Origin of the sequence: Variovorax sp. RCC_210 (genome assembly GCF_041355175.1) — a bacterium.
GTDB lineage: Bacteria > Pseudomonadota > Gammaproteobacteria > Burkholderiales > Burkholderiaceae_C > Variovorax.
In genome coordinates, this window is the sequence record NZ_JBFUPJ010000013.1 from 146,052 (window position 1) to 161,765 (window position 15,714).

At 67.3% G+C, this 15,714-nt stretch carries 19 protein-coding genes; 14 read left to right on the plus strand and 5 right to left on the minus strand.

From position 1 onward, the window contains the following. Window positions 1-16: 16 nt before the first annotated feature. Both trmL and AB6807_RS29160 read right to left on the minus strand, forming a co-directional pair. Entirely contained in the window at window positions 17-478 is a 462-nt protein-coding gene (gene trmL / locus AB6807_RS29155) for a tRNA (uridine(34)/cytosine(34)/5-carboxymethylaminomethyluridine(34)-2'-O)-methyltransferase TrmL (RefSeq protein ID WP_116909343.1), read from the minus strand. A 32-nt stretch (window positions 479-510) separates the two neighbouring features. Continuing rightward, window positions 511-1,236 carry a phosphoribosyltransferase family protein gene (locus AB6807_RS29160; protein WP_371087295.1) on the minus strand — a complete coding sequence of 242 codons (726 nt, stop codon included), beginning with the start codon at window positions 1,234-1,236 and terminating at the stop codon, window positions 511-513. A gap of 104 nt (window positions 1,237-1,340) precedes the next feature. Here AB6807_RS29160 and AB6807_RS29165 point away from each other — a divergent pair, with 104 nt between their 5' ends. The 7 genes from AB6807_RS29165 to AB6807_RS29195 all read left to right on the plus strand — a co-directional run bounded on the left by AB6807_RS29165 (window position 1,341) and on the right by AB6807_RS29195 (window position 7,672). Beyond that, window positions 1,341-2,276, plus strand: coding sequence for a biotin synthase (locus tag AB6807_RS29165; RefSeq protein ID WP_116909341.1), 936 nt, complete (start codon window positions 1,341-1,343; stop codon window positions 2,274-2,276). 225 nt (window positions 2,277-2,501) lie between these two features. Next, window positions 2,502-2,978 carry a DUF2244 domain-containing protein gene (locus AB6807_RS29170; RefSeq protein ID WP_116909639.1) on the plus strand — a complete coding sequence of 159 codons (477 nt, stop codon included), beginning with the start codon at window positions 2,502-2,504 and terminating at the stop codon, window positions 2,976-2,978. 61 nt (window positions 2,979-3,039) lie between these two features. Next, window positions 3,040-4,218, plus strand: coding sequence for a cytochrome c oxidase subunit II (gene coxB, locus AB6807_RS29175; RefSeq protein WP_116909340.1), 1,179 nt, complete (start codon window positions 3,040-3,042; stop codon window positions 4,216-4,218). A 43-nt stretch (window positions 4,219-4,261) separates the two neighbouring features. Beyond that, a complete protein-coding gene (ctaD, locus tag AB6807_RS29180; protein ID WP_116909339.1) occupies window positions 4,262-5,902 on the plus strand; it encodes a cytochrome c oxidase subunit I in 1,641 nt (546 codons plus the stop codon). Window positions 5,903-5,921: 19 nt separating this feature from the next. Beyond that, on the plus strand, window positions 5,922-6,035 hold the full coding sequence (locus AB6807_RS29185) for a cytochrome oxidase small assembly protein (protein ID WP_286516058.1): 114 nt from the start codon (window positions 5,922-5,924) through the stop codon (window positions 6,033-6,035). A 37-nt stretch (window positions 6,036-6,072) separates the two neighbouring features. Continuing rightward, complete coding sequence (locus tag AB6807_RS29190) at window positions 6,073-6,699, plus strand: cytochrome c oxidase assembly protein (RefSeq protein ID WP_116909338.1); 627 nt, start codon at window positions 6,073-6,075, stop codon at window positions 6,697-6,699. A 91-nt stretch (window positions 6,700-6,790) separates the two neighbouring features. Further along, on the plus strand, window positions 6,791-7,672 hold the full coding sequence (locus AB6807_RS29195) for a cytochrome c oxidase subunit 3 (RefSeq protein WP_116909337.1): 882 nt from the start codon (window positions 6,791-6,793) through the stop codon (window positions 7,670-7,672). A 74-nt stretch (window positions 7,673-7,746) separates the two neighbouring features. On the opposite strand, the gene AB6807_RS29200 is transcribed toward AB6807_RS29195, so the two are convergent. Further along, the gene (locus AB6807_RS29200; RefSeq protein ID WP_093057631.1) at window positions 7,747-7,977 is read right to left on the minus strand and encodes a twin transmembrane helix small protein; all 231 of its coding nucleotides are present in this window, start codon (window positions 7,975-7,977) and stop codon (window positions 7,747-7,749) included. 27 nt (window positions 7,978-8,004) lie between these two features. Between AB6807_RS29200 and AB6807_RS29205 the strand changes: the two genes are divergently transcribed. From AB6807_RS29205 to AB6807_RS29230, 6 genes are read left to right on the plus strand one after another with little or no spacing between them, the layout of a single operon-like run. Continuing rightward, window positions 8,005-8,880, plus strand: a complete 876-nt coding sequence (locus AB6807_RS29205; RefSeq protein WP_371087296.1) for an SURF1 family protein — start codon at window positions 8,005-8,007, stop codon at window positions 8,878-8,880. Then, a complete protein-coding gene (locus tag AB6807_RS29210; protein ID WP_371087297.1) occupies window positions 8,867-9,547 on the plus strand; it encodes a hypothetical protein in 681 nt (226 codons plus the stop codon). Before AB6807_RS29205 ends, AB6807_RS29210 begins: the two co-directional genes overlap by 14 nt. Window positions 9,548-9,557: 10 nt before the next feature. Then, a complete protein-coding gene (locus tag AB6807_RS29215) occupies window positions 9,558-10,784 on the plus strand; it encodes a heme A synthase (RefSeq protein WP_371087298.1) in 1,227 nt (408 codons plus the stop codon). A gap of 55 nt (window positions 10,785-10,839) precedes the next feature. Next, entirely contained in the window at window positions 10,840-11,745 is a 906-nt protein-coding gene (gene cyoE / locus AB6807_RS29220; RefSeq protein ID WP_116909334.1) for a heme o synthase, read from the plus strand. 11 nt (window positions 11,746-11,756) lie between these two features. After that, entirely contained in the window at window positions 11,757-12,377 is a 621-nt protein-coding gene (locus AB6807_RS29225; protein ID WP_371087299.1) for an SCO family protein, read from the plus strand. 22 nt (window positions 12,378-12,399) lie between these two features. Further along, entirely contained in the window at window positions 12,400-13,236 is an 837-nt protein-coding gene (locus AB6807_RS29230; protein WP_371087300.1) for a DNA alkylation repair protein, read from the plus strand. Between the two features lie 45 nt (window positions 13,237-13,281). Here the strand turns inward: AB6807_RS29230 and rpoH are convergent, their stop codons facing one another. Further along, the gene (gene rpoH, locus AB6807_RS29235; RefSeq protein ID WP_116909332.1) at window positions 13,282-14,223 is read right to left on the minus strand and encodes an RNA polymerase sigma factor RpoH; all 942 of its coding nucleotides are present in this window, start codon (window positions 14,221-14,223) and stop codon (window positions 13,282-13,284) included. Between the two features lie 98 nt (window positions 14,224-14,321). Then, complete coding sequence (locus AB6807_RS29240; protein WP_371087301.1) at window positions 14,322-14,786, minus strand: DUF962 domain-containing protein; 465 nt, start codon at window positions 14,784-14,786, stop codon at window positions 14,322-14,324. Between the two features lie 184 nt (window positions 14,787-14,970). Between AB6807_RS29240 and AB6807_RS29245 the strand changes: the two genes are divergently transcribed. After that, the gene (locus tag AB6807_RS29245; RefSeq protein ID WP_371087302.1) at window positions 14,971-15,708 is read left to right on the plus strand and encodes a response regulator; all 738 of its coding nucleotides are present in this window, start codon (window positions 14,971-14,973) and stop codon (window positions 15,706-15,708) included. Window positions 15,709-15,714: the final 6 nt, after the last annotated feature.

Genomic DNA, 15,714 nt, shown 5'->3' on the forward strand with positions numbered 1-15,714 from the left:
AGCTTGTTTCCAGTTGTCAGCCGAAGCCGTTCTGCCGCCAGGCCTCGAACACGGTGACGGCCACCGCATTCGACAGGTTCAGGCTGCGCTGGCCCTCGCGCATCGGCAGGCGCAGCTTCTGCGGCTCGGCGAAACCGTCGCGCACCGCCGGCGGCAGGCCGCTGGTCTCGGAGCCGAACACCAGCCAGTCGCCGGGCTGGAAGCGCACGTCGTGCACGGCGCGCGTGCCGCGCGTGGTCAGCGCGAACATGCGCTCGGGCGCGGGCTGCTCGGTGGCGAGCAGGGCTTGCCAGTCGGCGTGGCGCCTGACTTCGGCGTACTCGTGGTAATCGAGGCCGGCGCGGCGCAGCAGCCGGTCGTCCATCGAAAAGCCCAGCGGCTCGACCAGGTGCAGCGTGCAGCCGGTGTTGGCCGCCAGGCGGATCACGTTGCCGGTGTTCGGCGGAATCTCGGGGTGGACCAGGACGATATGGAACATGCGGCGATTGTCGACGGCACGGCGTGGTCCGGTCAGCGCGGCGGATCGGTGCGGGCCAGCACCACGGCCGTGATGTGCGACGCGCCCGCCAGCCGCAGCGCCTGCGCCGCGGCGAAGAGCGAGGCGCCGCTGGTCATCACGTCGTCGACCAGCACGATGCGGCTCCCGCGCAGCTTGTCCGCGCGCAGGGGCTCGACGGCGAAGGCGCCGCTCAGGTTGCGCAACCGGTCGGCGCGCGCCAGGCCGCTCTGGGCGGGCGTGTCGCGGGTGCGCAGCAGCAGGGTGGCGTCGGTCTTGGCCGGTGACAGCCGCCGCGCGAGCTCCAGTGCCTGGTTGAAGCCGCGCTCGCGCAGCCGGGCGGGCGCGAGCGGCATGGGCAGCACGATGTCGCACTGCTCCAGCGCCGGCTCGACCCAGGGCGCGCTGCGCAACAGCGTGGCGAAGGGCCCGGCCCAGCCGGCGTCGCCGCGGAACTTGAAGGCGGCGATGGCGTCGGGCCACGGCCAGGCGTAGGTGCAGGCGGCGAGGCAGGTGTCCAGCGGCGACGGGTGCTTCACGCAGTCGCCGCAACGGGTCACGCCAACGGGCACCGGCAGGGCGCAGCCGCCGCAGCGCGCCGCCGGTGGTGCGAAGCGGGCCACGCAGGCATCGCACACGGGCAGCGAGGGCCAGGCGCGGCAGACCGCGCACCGGCTGGGCAGGCGCGAGAGCAGGGCGGTGAAGGGCCGCGAGAGCGATGGCGGGGGGAGGAACGGCAAAGGCGACGAGGACGACGAGGACGAGGAGGATGACGAGAGCGACAAAAAGCGATAAAGGCCACAGGGCCCGGTGGCCGGGCATGTCTCAATATACTCACGGCCCCATGGCCACCGACCCCACAAGAAGACCGCCGACCATCGATGCCACGGCGGCCGCCCGCTGGCGTCGCCTGCCCCCCACCGACGGCTCCCCCTGGCTGCACGAGGAAATCGGCCGCCGCATGGAAGACCGCCTGCAATGGATCAAGGCCCAGCCCCGCACCTGGGCCGACTGGGCGCCGCTGCGCGGCGGCCTCGAGGCTCACGAGCTGGTCGCCAGGCGCTACAAGGACGCCGCCGCGTTCGTCATCGAGCCGGAGGCCGCGCTGGCGGCCCCCACCGGCCAGGCGCTGAGCGCGCCGTGGTGGAGCGCACGCCGCTGGCAAGGCGGCAAGGCGCGCTTCGACGCCACGCCGGAAGAGGGCGTCGACCTGCTCTGGGCCAACATGTCGCTGCACATGGCGGCCGACCCCGAGGCGCTCATCTCGCACTGGCACAAGCTGGTGGCGACCGACGGCTTCCTCATGTTCTCCTGCCTGGGCCCCGACACCGTGCGCGAGCTGCGCGCGCTGCATGCCCGCCTGGGCTGGCCCGCGGCGGGCCACGAGTTCACCGACATGCACGACTGGGGCGACATGCTGGTGCATGCCGGCTTCGCCGAGCCGGTGATGGACATGGAGCGCATCGTGCTGACCTGGGCCACGCCCGAGGCCGCGCTGGCCGAGCTGCGCGGGCTGGGCCGCAACCTGCACCCGCAGCGCTTCGCGGCGCTGCGCGGCAAGGCCTGGCACCAGGCGCTGAAGAAGGCGCTGCCCGAGCTCGCCCCGGCCGAAGACGACGGGGGGGGTGAGGATGGGGCTGGCGGGCGCATCGCGCTGACCTTCGAGGTCATCTACGGCCATGCCTTCAAGCCGGCGCCGCGCGTGTCGCTGGCGGCCGAAAGCGCGGTGTCGCTGCGCGAGATGCGCTCGATGCTGCAACGGGGTCGTCCGGGCGCCTGACAGCGGCTGCAAAAGAGAGCGGTAAATGCCTGTCGCACAAGCCGTTTTTTGCCTACTAGTAGTGACCCGTAGGCGTCCCACAGGGCACTCGGACGCCGGTATCTACCCGCTACAATCCGCCGTTGCGTGGAACTCGCGGGTACTGTCCCGTGAACGAGGGGTGTCGAATCCTGTTTGTACGAGGGGTTTGGCAACCGTCGACGCACCGATTTGCTGAACTCGCCCGTGTCGAATTCCGTGTTTCGATTTGCCACCGTTTCAGGCCAGAACATCCACTGGTTCCTGAAGCGGAACTGCTCGGTGACGCCGAGCCAGCTGGGCTGGCTCTACGCCTCGCTGTGCGTGGTATCGCTCGGCATCGGCACCCTGTTCTGGCTGCACGGTGCGCCGCTGGTCTTGCCCTTCGCCTGGCTCGAACTGACTGCGGTAGGGGTGGCGTTCATGGTCTACGCCCGGCACGCGACCGACGGCGAAAGGATCGCGCTGCAGGAAGGACGCCTCGTCGTGGAGCTAGAAAACGGCGGCCACTACGAACGCACTGAATTTCTTCCGCACCAGGTGCGGATCGAACCGCAGACCGGCGATCGCTCGCTGATCGAGGTCTCGGGGCAGGGTCGATCGGTCAGGGTGGGGCGCTATGTACGCCCGGAGTTGCGTGCCGCGTTGGCCCGCGAGATTCGCATGGCGTTGCGCGGCGCCTGAGGGGGCTCGCGCAGTGCCGCACGGTTGGGTTTGTCGAAAAAATTGAAGAAACGTGAACACGATGAAGAGCATTTGGCGCAACAAGTACAGGCCGGCGAATCTGTTGCTGGCGGCCGGCGCGGCTTTCAGCAGCGCGGCGCACGCAGTCAACGACCTGCCCGGTGGACCTTCGGTGCGCCAGCTCAATCTTCCGGTCGGCGTGACCAAGATCGCGCAGGAGCAGCATCTGCTCCACACGATCATGATGATCCTGTGCACGGTCATCTTCGTCGCCGTGTTCGCGGTCATGTTCTATTCCATCTGGAAGCACCGCAAGTCGGTCGGCCACAAGGCGGCCAACTTCCATGAATCGGTGGTGGTCGAGGTCATCTGGACCATCGTGCCCTTCCTCATCGTGATCGTGATGGCGCTGCCAGCCACCAAGGTGCTGGTGGCCCAGAAGGACACCACCAACGCCGACCTCACGATCAAGACCACCGGCTACCAGTGGAAGTGGGGCTACGACTACCTGAACGGCGAAGGCGAGGGCCTGGCCTTCATCTCCACGCTGGACAGCTCGCAGCGCGCCATGTCCGACGCCGGCGCCAAGGGCGCGATGCCCGACGACTACCTGCTGAAGGTCGACAACCCGCTGGTGGTGCCGGTCAACAAGAAGGTGCGCATCATCACCACCGCGAACGACGTGATCCACGCCTTCGCCGTGCCGCAGCTGGGCCTGAAGCAGGACGCCATTCCCGGCTTCGTGCGCGACACCTGGTTCCGCGCCGAGACCGTGGGCGACTACTACGGCCAGTGCCAGGAACTGTGCGGCAAGGAACACGCCTACATGCCCATCCACGTGAAGGTGGTCTCGGCCGCCGACTACACGACCTGGGTGGACGCCAAGCGCAAGGAAGCCGCCGCCAAGCTCGACGACCCGACCAAGGTCTGGACGCTGCCCGACATGCTGGTGCGCGGCGAGAAGGTCTACGCCGCCAACTGCGCGGCCTGCCACCAGGCCAACGGCAAGGGCGCGGGCCCGATCAAGGCGCTCGACGGCGACCCGAAGGTGCTGGACGCCGACCACTCGGTGCAGCTGCACGTGCTGCTCAACGGCCAGAACAACGGCGCGATGCCCTCCTGGAAGCAGCTGAGCGACACCGACCTCGCGGCCGTGGCCACGTACACCAAGAACAGCTGGTCGAACAAGACGGGCCAGCTGGTGCAGCCGGCCGAAGTGCTCGCCCTGCGCGGCAAGTGATACGGCAGCGCCCCGCGAAGAAGAAATTGCAAGGAACAACGACATGAGCGCAGTCCTCGACCCCCACGGTCACGCAGCCCCAGGCGACCACGCACACGACGACCATCACGACCACCATGCGCCCACCGGCTGGCGCCGCTGGGTGTTCGCGACCAACCACAAGGACATCGGCACGCTCTACCTGCTGTTCAGCTTCACGATGCTGATGGTGGGCGGCGTGCTCGCGCTGCTGATTCGCGCCGAGCTGTTCCAGCCCGGCCTGCAACTGGTGAATCCGGAGCTGTTCAACCAGTTCACCACCATGCACGGCCTGATCATGGTGTTCGGCGCCATCATGCCGGCCTTCGTGGGCTTCGCGAACTGGATGATTCCGCTTCAGGTGGGCGCCTCCGACATGGCGTTCGCGCGCATGAACAACTTCAGCTTCTGGCTGCTGATTCCGGCCGCGCTGATGCTGGTCGGTTCCTTCTTCATGCCCGGCGGCGCACCCGCTGCGGGCTGGACGCTGTACGCGCCGCTCACGCTGCAGATGGGCCCCTCGATGGACGCCGGCATCTTCGCGATGCACATCATGGGCGCCTCGTCGATCATGGGCTCGATCAACATCATCGTCACCATCCTGAACATGCGCGCTCCCGGCATGACGCTGATGAAGATGCCGATGTTCTGCTGGACCTGGCTCATCACCGCGTACCTGCTGATCGCCGTGATGCCCGTGCTCGCAGGCGCCATCACCATGACGCTGACCGACCGCCACTTCGGCACCAGCTTCTTCAACCCCGCTGGCGGCGGCGACCCGGTGATGTACCAGCACATCTTCTGGTTCTTCGGCCACCCCGAGGTCTACATCATGATCTTGCCGGCCTTCGGCATCATCAGCCAGGTGGTGCCGGCCTTTGCCCGCAAGCGCCTGTTCGGCTACGCCTCGATGGTGTACGCCACCTCGTCGATCGCCATCCTGTCGTTCATCGTGTGGGCGCACCACATGTTCACGACCGGCATGCCGCTCACCGGCCAGCTGTTCTTCATGTACGCGACCATGCTGATCGCGGTGCCTACGGCCGTGAAGATCTTCAACTGGATCGCCACCATGTGGCAGGGCTCGATGACCTTCGAGACGCCCATGCTGTTCGCGGTGGGCTTCATCTTCGTGTTCACCATGGGTGGCTTCACCGGCCTGATCCTGGCGGTGGCGCCCATCGACACGCAGCTGCAGGACACGTACTACGTGGTGGCCCACTTCCACTACGTGCTGGTGGCCGGCTCGCTGTTCGCCATGTTCTCGGGCTTCTACTACTGGGTGCCCAAGTGGACCGGCGTGATGTACAACGAAACGCGCGGCAAGGTGCACTTCTGGTGGTCGCTGATCTCGTTCAACGTCACCTTCTTCCCGATGCACTTCCTGGGCCTGGCGGGCATGCCGCGCCGCTACGCCGACTACCCGATGCAGTTCGCCGACTTCAACGCGGTGGCGTCGGTCGGTGCGTTCTTCTTCGGTTTCGCGCAGGTGTACTTCTTCCTGTTCGTCGTGCTGCCCACCATGCGCGGCAAGGGCGAGAAGGCCACGCAGAAGCCGTGGGAAGGCGCAGAGGGCCTCGAGTGGGAAGTGCCGTCGCCGGCACCGTTCCACACCTTCGAGACCCCGCCCAAGCTCGACGCGACCGCCTCTAAGGTGATCGGCTGATCGAACAAGCCTTCGCACGATGACACCCGAGCAGAAACGCAACAACCGCCGCATGGGCCTCACGCTGGCTTCCATCGCCGTGGTGTTCTTCGTCGGCTTCATCGTGCGCATGGTCTGGTTCAGCGGTCGCTGAGCCGGCATTCACGCACGCAACGAACGGGAGCACACGCATGAGCCTCGGTCAACGCATCCGGCGCGCCAACGTCCGCATGGTCGGCAAGCTGGCCGTGGTGGCCTGCGGCATGTTCGCCTTCGGCTACGCGCTGGTCCCGATGTACCGCGCCATCTGCGAGATGACCGGCATCAACATCCTCGCGCTCTCCGAGCTCGAGGTGCCCGGCGGCGCCAGCGGCGGCAAGAACGTGCGCGTGCCCGACAACACGCAGGTCGACATGACCCGCACCATCACCGTGGAGTTCGACTCCAACGTGCGCGGCGGCCTGTGGGACTTCAAGCCCGCGGAGCGGACCATCCAGGTGCACCCGGGCCAGCTCAACACGGTGATGTACGAGTTCCAGAACGTGCAGAACCGCCGCATGGCCGCGCAGGCCATTCCGAGCTATGCGCCGCAGCAGGCCGCGCCGTACTTCAACAAGCTGGAGTGCTTCTGCTTCAACCAGTACACGCTCGACCCGGGCGAGAAGAAGCAGTGGCCGGTCGCGTTCGTGATCGACCCCAAGATCTCGAAGGACGTGAAGACCATCACGCTGTCGTACACCTTCTTCGAGGTGGGCGGCAAGACGCCCGCGGCGCCGGTGGCGGCCGTGTCGGGCGCGGCGACCGAGCCGCGCTCGTAGGCGGTGGCCGGCAGCCAGCGAAGCAGCAAGCAGCAACCCACGACAAGCAGAATTTTCCGAATCGAGAGAAGAAAGAAAGCCAGGAGCTGATATGAGTTCAACCACCCACGGCACCACGCCCTACTACTTCGTGCCCGGACCGTCGGCCTATCCGGTCTCGGCCGCGATCGGCCTTTTCTTCGTGATCCTGGGTGCCGCGCAATGGATCAACGGGCACGCCTGGGGCGCCTGGTCGCTGCTGGTGGGCATGGTGGTCTGGCTCGGCACGCTGTTCGTGTGGTTCCGCACCGCCATCGGCGAGAGCGAGAGCGGCCAGTACGGCCACAAGATCGACCTCTCGTTCCGCTGGAGCATGAGCTGGTTCATCTTCTCGGAAGTGATGTTCTTCGGCGCCTTCTTCACCGCGCTGTGGTGGGCCCGCACCCATGCGCTGCCCACGCTCGGCAGCCTGGACAACGCGATCCTCTGGCCCGACTTCAAGGCCGTGTGGCCCAGCGTGGCCGCCGGCGTGACGGGTTCGCCGGCCGGCATCGTCGAGCCCTTCCAGACGGTGGGCCCGTTCTGGCTGCCCACGATCAACACCGCGCTGCTGCTGAGCTCGGGCGTGACGCTCACCATTGCCCACCACGCGCTGCGTGCAGGCCACCGCGCACAGACCATCCGCTTCATGTGGCTCACCGTGCTGCTGGGCATCGTCTTCCTAGGCGTGCAGGGCTACGAGTACCACCACCTCTACACCGAGCTGAACCTCAAGCTCAGCTCGGGCACCTATGGTTCGACCTTCTTCATGCTGACCGGCTTCCACGGCCTGCACGTGTTCATCGGCATGCTGATGCTGCTGTTCATCACGCTGCGGCTGCAAAAGGGCCACTTCACGCCGGAGCGCCACTTCGGCTTCGAGGGTGCGGCCTGGTACTGGCACTTCGTGGACGTGGTCTGGCTCGGCCTCTACATGCTGGTTTACTGGCTTTGAGCGAACCGCGCGGCATTCCACAAAAAAGGCGCCGGAAGGCGCCTTTTTCATGGTTCTCGTGGAACGAGCACCATCTACTTGCCGAGCGGGAGTCCGGTGGGCTGGATGTAGCCGAGTTTCCAGGCGAGCAGCATGCAGAGGAACAAAAACACCGACAGGCCGATCCGAAAGGTGAGGGCGCGCGCCATGCCGCCGCTCTTGGCGCGCCCGTTGCGCCCGTCCTTCAGCATGAAGTACAGGGCAAACGCGAGGCTCGCGAAGATGCCCAGGAACACCAGGGCGACGAAATATTTCATGACCCGCATTATCGGCCGCAGGCCTCGCTCCATCCAGTGACTCCCGAACCCCTGTACCCCGAAGAACGGCGCCGCCCGGGCCGCTTCTGGGTGATCACCCTTGCCGCCGTGCTGACGGTGGCCGCCACCGTGTCGCTCGGCCGCTGGCAACTTTCGCGCGCGGCCCAGAAGGAAGCGCTGCAGGCCAGCATCGACGCCCAGAAGCTCAAGCCGCCGCTCACGCAGGCCGAGTTCCTGGCCATGGACAAGGCCACCGACGCGCTGCACCGGCCGGTGCGCCTGCGCGGCCTGTGGCTCACGCCGCAGACCGTGTACCTGGACAACCGCCAGATGCACGGCACGCCCGGCTTCTATGTGCTGACACCCTTCGCGCTGGAGGGCACCGAGCAGACGGTGATGGTCCAGCGCGGCTGGGTCCAGCGCAACTTCGTCGACCGCACGCAGCTGGGCGCCGTCGAAACGCCGGCAGGCATCGTGGAGGTCACGGGCCTGATCGAGGCACCGCCCAGCCACCTGCTGGAGCTGGGCACGTCCACGCCCGCGCCGGCCGCCGCGGCATCGGCACCCGCCGCCGCAGCTTCCGCGCCTGCCACCGCGCCGGCCTCCTCATCTGCCAGTGCAACAGCGGCCGTCGAAGGGTATTCGCCCATCCGGCAAAATCTCGACCTGGAGGCCTTCCGCGCCGAGACCAAGCAGCCGCTGCGCACCGACGTGTCGCTGCAGCAGACCGGGGCGGCCTCCGAGGGCCTGCAGCGCGACTGGCCGGCCCCGGCGCTGGGCCTGGAGAGGCACTACGGTTACGCATTCCAGTGGTTCGGCCTGTCGGCCCTCGTCGTCATCCTCTATGTCTGGTTCCAATTCATCACACCCTTCTTCCGCTCAAGGCGCCGCGCACGCGATGGCCGCTTCTGACGAGCCGCTGGGCCTGACGGTGCATTCGATGCCGTCGCCCAACCAGGCGCTCGACGGGGCCGAGGGCCGGCGCACGGTCAACGGGCGCTGGAAGATGGTCGCGGTGATGCTGATGTGCGCGGCGCCGGTCATTGCGTCGTACTTCACGTACTACGTGATCCGGCCCGAAGGCCGCAGCGTGTACGGCGAGCTGATCGACCCGCAGCACGAGCTTCCCAGGCTGGTTGCCACCGACCGCAGCGGCGCACCCGTGGACTTCGCCACGCTCAAGGGCCAATGGCTGCTGGTGGCTGTGGCCGATGCGGCCTGCGATGCGCTGTGCGAGCAGCAGCTGTACCTGCAGCGCCAGCTGCGCGAGAGCCTGGGCCGCGAAAAAGACCGCATGGACCGCGTCTGGCTCGTGAGCGACGCCGCTCCCGTGCCCGAGCGGCTGGACAACGGGCTGCGCGGCGCCACCGTACTGCGCGTGCCGGCCGAGCAGATCGCCAGGTGGCTGGCGCCCGTGTCGGGCCACAGCCTGGCCGAGCACCTCTACGTCGTCGATCCCATGGGCAACTGGATGATGCGTTTCCCCGCCCGCATGGACGCCGCCGGCGCCAGCCGCGCCAAGCGCGACCTCGACCGCTTGCTGCGCGCCTCCGCGTCGTGGGACGAACCGGGCCGCTGAGAGACGCCGCATGGACACGAGCTCGCTCTACGATCTGACGCCCATCGCCTGGCTCATGGCCGCGGGCGTGCTGATTGCGCTCGGCCCGCTGGTGTGGGTGTGGCGCCGCAACGCGGGCGCCGGGCCGGCGCGCCGGCTGCACGCGCTCACCGTGCTCACGCTGTTCCTCACCTTCGACCTGACGCTGTTCGGCGCCTTCACGCGGCTCACCGATTCGGGCCTGGGCTGCCCCGACTGGCCCGGCTGCTACGGCAATGCCAGCCCTGCCGGTGCGCGCCATGAAATCGCCATGGCGCAGGCCGCCCAGCCGACCGGGCCGGTCACGCACGGCAAGGCGTGGGTCGAGATGGTTCACCGCTACCTGGCGACGGGCGTGGGCGTGCTGATCCTCACGCTCGCGGGCGCGACCTGGATCGTGCGCCGCCGGCAGCGCCGCGCGCCGCCGCCCTCGAGCGACGGTGGGCATCCTTCGCACCATGCGACGCTGAGCGCCTGGTGGCCCGCGTTCACGCTGGTCTGGGTCTGCCTGCAAGGCGCCTTCGGCGCGCTCACCGTCACCTGGAAGCTGTTTCCCGCGATCGTCACGCTGCACCTGCTGGGCGCCGTGGTGCTCCTCGCGCTGCTCTGCATCCAGGCCGTGCACTACCGCCAGGCCGCCGCGCAGCGGCTGCCGACACCCGTGTCGCCCGCGCTGCGCAACGGCCTTGTCGTGACCACCGTGCTCCTGGTGCTGCAGATTGCGCTCGGCGGCTGGGTCAGCACCAACTACGCGGTGCTGGCGTGCACGCAGTTTCCGACCTGCCAGGACAGCTGGTGGCCGGCGATGAATTTCGCGCAAGGCTTTGAAATCTGGCGTCACCTGGGCGTGACCGGCGAAGGCCAGCCGCTCGATTTTTCCGCGCTCACCGCCATCCATTACGCGCACCGGCTGATGGCCTATGCCGTGTTCGTCGCGCTCGGCGTGCTGGCGTGGCGACTGCGGCGCATCGACACGCTGCGCCCGCAGGCGCACTGGCTCGCCGGCCTGGCGCTGCTGCAACTGGCCACCGGCCTGGGCAACGTGCTGCTCGGCTGGCCGCTGGCAGCGGCCGTGCTGCACACCGGCGGTGCCGCGGCGCTGGCCGTGGTGCTGACCTGGGCGCTGTGCGAGAGCCGCCGCGATGCGTCGGTACGGACCGCGCATGCCAGTGACAATGCAGGCGGTCGCAACAACAACCCAAGAAAGGCCACTGCGTGAGCTGCGTGGCCGTTCCCAAGGCGAACGCCGCAGCGCGCAGCGCGAAGTTTTTCAAATGAGTACCCCGATTCCCGTTCAGCAAACCAGCACCGCGAACGTGCTGCGCCAGTTCTACGCGCTGACCAAGCCGCGCGTGGTGCAGCTGATCGTGTTCTGCGCGCTCATCGGCATGGTGCTGGCCGTGCCCGGGCTGCCGAGCTGGGCCGACGTGCAGCGCGGCGTGCTGGCCTGCATCGGCATCTGGCTGGTGGCGGGCGCGGCGGCGGCGTTCAATTGCCTGGTCGAGAAGGGCATCGACGCGAAGATGAAGCGCACCGCCTGGCGGCCCACCGCGCGCGGCCAGCTCAGCGACATGCAGGCGCTGGTGTTCTCGGCGCTGCTGTGCGCGGCGGGCTCGGTGCTGCTGTGGTTCACGGTCAACCCGCTGACCATGTGGCTGACCTTTGCCACCTTCGTGGGCTACGCGGTGATCTACACCGTCATCCTGAAGCCGCTGACGCCGCAGAACATCGTGATCGGCGGTGCCTCGGGCGCGATGCCGCCGGTGCTGGGCTGGGCCGCGATGACGGGCGACGTGGGCCCCGAGGCGCTCATTCTTTTCCTCATCATCTTCCTGTGGACGCCGCCGCACTTCTGGGCACTGGCGCTCTACCGTGTCGAGGACTACCGCAAGGCCGGCCTGCCGATGCTGCCGGTCACGCACGGCAACGAGTTCACGCGGCTGCAGGTGCTGCTGTACACCTTCATTCTTTTCGCGGCCTGCCTGATGCCCTTCATCTACGGCATGAGCGGATGGCTGTACCTCGCGGTCGCGGTGGTGGTGAGCATCGGCTTCACCGGCTACGCGTTCGCGCTGTGGCGCAACTACTCGGACACGCTGGCGCGCAAGACCTTCAGGTTTTCGCTGATCCACCTGAGCGTGCTGTTCCTGGCGCTGCTCGTCGACCACTACCTTCGTTGAACATCTTTTCCATGAACAAGCGCCACGCCCTCAAGTTGATTGCCACCGGTGCCGCCTGGGTGGGCGCGGGCGCAGGCCTGGGGCTGGGCCTGTCGGCGTGCAGCGGCGAGGCGAAGCAGAACTTCAATGCCGTCGACATCACCGGCGCTGACTACGCGAAAGATTTTTCGCTGAAGGACGCCGACGGCAAGGTCCGCACCATGGCCGACTTCAAGGGCAAGGTGGTGGTGCTGTTCTTCGGCTACGCGCAGTGCCCCGACGTCTGCCCGACCACCATGACCGAGATGGCGCAGGTCAAGCAGCAGCTCGGCAAGGACGGCGACAAGCTGCAGGTGCTGTTCCTCACGGTCGACCCGGCGCGCGACACGCCCGAGGTGCTGAAGGCCTACATGGGCGCGTTCGACCCCAGCTTCGTCGCGCTGATTCCCACGGCCGACGAGCTCGCGGCCGTCGCCAAGGACTACAAGGTCTACTACAAGAAGGTCGACGGCAAGACGCCGACCAGCTACTCGATGGACCACTCGGCCGCCAGCTACGTTTACGACACGCAAGGCCGCCTGCGGCTCTATGCGCGCTACGGCGCGGGCGTCGCGCCGATGGTGTCCGACCTGAAGATGCTGCTGGCTTCCTGAGCCGGGCCTGCGGATGAACGCGGTGGTGGTCCCTAGCGACGCGGTCGCGCACCTGAAAGGGCGCAAGGGCGCCTTTCGCATCGCGCTGATTCCGCCCGAAGTGTTGGGCGCGCTGAACGACGGGCTGCTCGAAACCGTCAACCTCAACGAATTCATGGCGCTCGAGCTGCCACGGCTGGCGCACAGCGTGGCCGGGCACATCGGGCTCGATGCGCAAAGCGAACGGCTGGTGGACACGCTGGCCATGCTGGCCGCGTTCAAGCCGATGCAGCGCCACGGGCACATCGCACGCGCGCTCTACGACCTGGCGGCCCTGCATGGCGAGCGCGATGCGGTCGCCCACAGGCTCGCCACGCATGCCAGCGACGTGGCGCGCTGCTGGGCCGCGCAGTGGGTCACGCTGTCGGGCCTGCCGCTGCCGGCGCAGCTCGAGGCCGTGCGCCGCTTTGCGGCCGATCCGCACTTCGGCGTGCGCGAGATCGCGTGGATGGCGGTGCGCGACGCGGTCATCGCATCGCTTGACGAAGCGCTGGCGCTGCTGCAGCCCTGGGTGTTCGACGCCGACCCCAACATCCGCCGCTTCGCGAGCGAACTCACGCGCCCGCGCGGCGTGTGGTGCGCGCAGATCGAGGCGCTGAAGGCCGAGCCGTGGCGCGCGTTGCCGTTGCTGGAGCCGCTGCGCGCCGACCCGAGCCGCTACGTGCAGAACTCGGTGGCCAATTGGCTGAACGACGCGAGCAAGGGCCAGGCCGGCCAGGGCGAATGGGTCGACGGTCTGTGCGCGCGCTGGGTGGCCGAGTCGGACTGCGACCAGACCCGCTACATCGCCAAGCGGGCGATGCGAACGCTCTCCAAATGAAAAAAGCCCGGCATTGCCGGGCTTCGTTCATTGACGTGAAGAGACTTACGCGTAGTCCGCGAGCGCCTTCTTCATCTTCTTCATGGCGGCGACTTCGATCTGGCGAATGCGCTCGGCGCTCACGCCGTACACGTCGGCCAGGTCGTGCAGCGTCATGCCGCCCGAGCCGTCGTCGTTCACCTTGAGCCAGCGCTCTTCGACGATGCGGCGGCTGCGATCGTCCAGCGCCTCGAGCGCGGTGGCGATGCCGTCGCTCGACAGGCGGTCACGTTGCTGCGATTCGAGCAGCGCGGTCGGTTCCTGCGTGGCGTCGGCCAGGTAGGCGATGGGGCCGAAGGCCTCGTCGCCGTCGTCCGTCGGGCCCGGATCGAGCATGACGTCGCCGCCCGACAGGCGGGTTTCCATCTCGAGCACTTCCTCGGGCTTGACGTTCAGCCGGGTCGCCATTTGCGAGACCTCGTCGGGGCTCAGCGTTTCGCGGTGCGTGCCGTTGTCGGCCGCGGCCGAGTCGGCCTTGAAGCCCTGCTTCATCGAGCGCAGGTTGAAGAACAGCTTGCGCTGGGCCTTGGTCGTCGCGACCTTGACCATGCGCCAGTTCTTCAGGATGTACTCGTGGATCTCGGCCTTGATCCAGTGCATGGCGTAGCTCACGAGCCGCACGCCTTGGTCGGGGTCGAAGCGCTTCACGGCCTTCATCAGGCCGACGTTGCCTTCCTGGATCAGGTCGCCGTGCGGCAGACCGTAGCCCAGGTACTGGCGGGAAATGGACACCACGAGCCGCAGGTGCGACAGCACGAGCGCGCCGGCGGATTCGAGGTCGTTCTGGTCGCGCAACTTGCGAGCGAAGCCCTGCTCTTCTTCGAGCGTGAGCATCGGCAGGCGGTTGGCGGCCGAAATGTAGGCATCCAGGTTGCCCAGCGGGGGAACCATCGACCATGGGTTGGCGACGGCCAGCTGGTTGGCAGAGACTCCAGACAGCGTTGTCATCAGGGAAAACTCCTTAGTGTTGGCCATATTAGCACTCGGTTAGAGGGAGTGCTAAGCCAAGGGTTCCCTTGAATTCCTATCGGCAAGATAGTCAGGGGCTACCAACGGATGCCCAGCTTTAGAAAAAGCCTGGACAGTACGAACAGCGGTCCGACCCACAGATATTGGATGTCTTCGAAGAACGAAGGTTTCTTGCCTTCGATCTTGTGGCCCACGAACTGGAACACCCAGGCCACTACAAAGATAGCGGCTGAAACCGGCAATACAAGCCCGCCCATCGCGTGCACCAGCGCCAGCGCCAGCGCGGTCAGCAGCACCATCGTCAGCAGGAAGGCGGGCGCCCGCAGCAGCGCGTAATAGACGAGGCTGGCGCCCACGAAGCCATACGCCACCCAGGGGTGGATCGCGAACAGCAGCCCGACGATGCTCAGCATGATGGCCGGGATGGCCACGAAGTGGATCAGCTCGTTGGTCGGGTTGCGGTGGCTCTCTTCATAGTGGGCAAGCAACCGGTCGACCTTGCGGTCGCTCGAGGCCAGCGGGGCGGCGGCGGTGTGGGTCATGCGATGTCTCCAGGACCGCCTTGCGATGCGGCCGAACGACCATGGTGCCGACAGAAAAGCCCGATGGCAAGCGAGCAAGCCATGAGAAATCGCTATCAAAAAAGTAGCATTAAGCACTACGGCCGTGGGCTGTCCCATGACTTTCTACACTGTCACCAAAAGGTTACGCCGCTAAGATCGACGCGTGTCCTCCATCGACTCCGCCCCCGCACCCCTGTCCTCCTCGTCGCAGCCCGGCAAGCCTGGCACGCCCGGCGCGCCCAGCACGTCAACCCGCGCGCCCACGGCCATCCTGGTGGTCGACGACCACGACCTGCTGCGCCTGGGTGTCTGCGCGCTGGTGCAGGCGCAGGCCGCCTCGTCCGGCGCGACCATCGAGGTGTTCGAGGCCGGCAACGCCGCCGACGCGCTCGCGCTGTATGAAACCCACCAGGCCCGCATCGGCCTCGTGCTGCTCGACCTGGCGCTGCCCGATACGCACGGCCTGAGCGGGCTGGCCGAATTCCGGCTGCGCTTTCCGTCCGCGCGCATCGTGGTGCTCTCGGGCACCGGCAACAGCACGCTGGCGCAGGGCGTGCTCGCGCTGGGCGCGGCCGCTTTCCTGCCGAAATCGGCCGACCTGAAGGAGGTCGTGAGCTTCATCCGCGCCTGCGGGCTGCTCGACCCGGCCACCGGCGCGGCCGAGCTGCCGGCGGTCTCGAAGCCGCTCGCGGGCTACGCGGAGTTCGCCCATGCCAGTGCCTGGCAGGAGCTCACGCCGCGCCAGATGCAGGTGCTGCAGTGGGTGCTCGAAGGCAAGGCCAACAAGGAAATCGCGCAGCTCGCCAACCTGAGCGAAGGCACCGTGAAGAACCACGTCTCGACCATCCTGCTGCTGTTCGGGATGCGTTCGCGCGCCCAGTTGATCAGCACCCTGCACTGAGCCCGG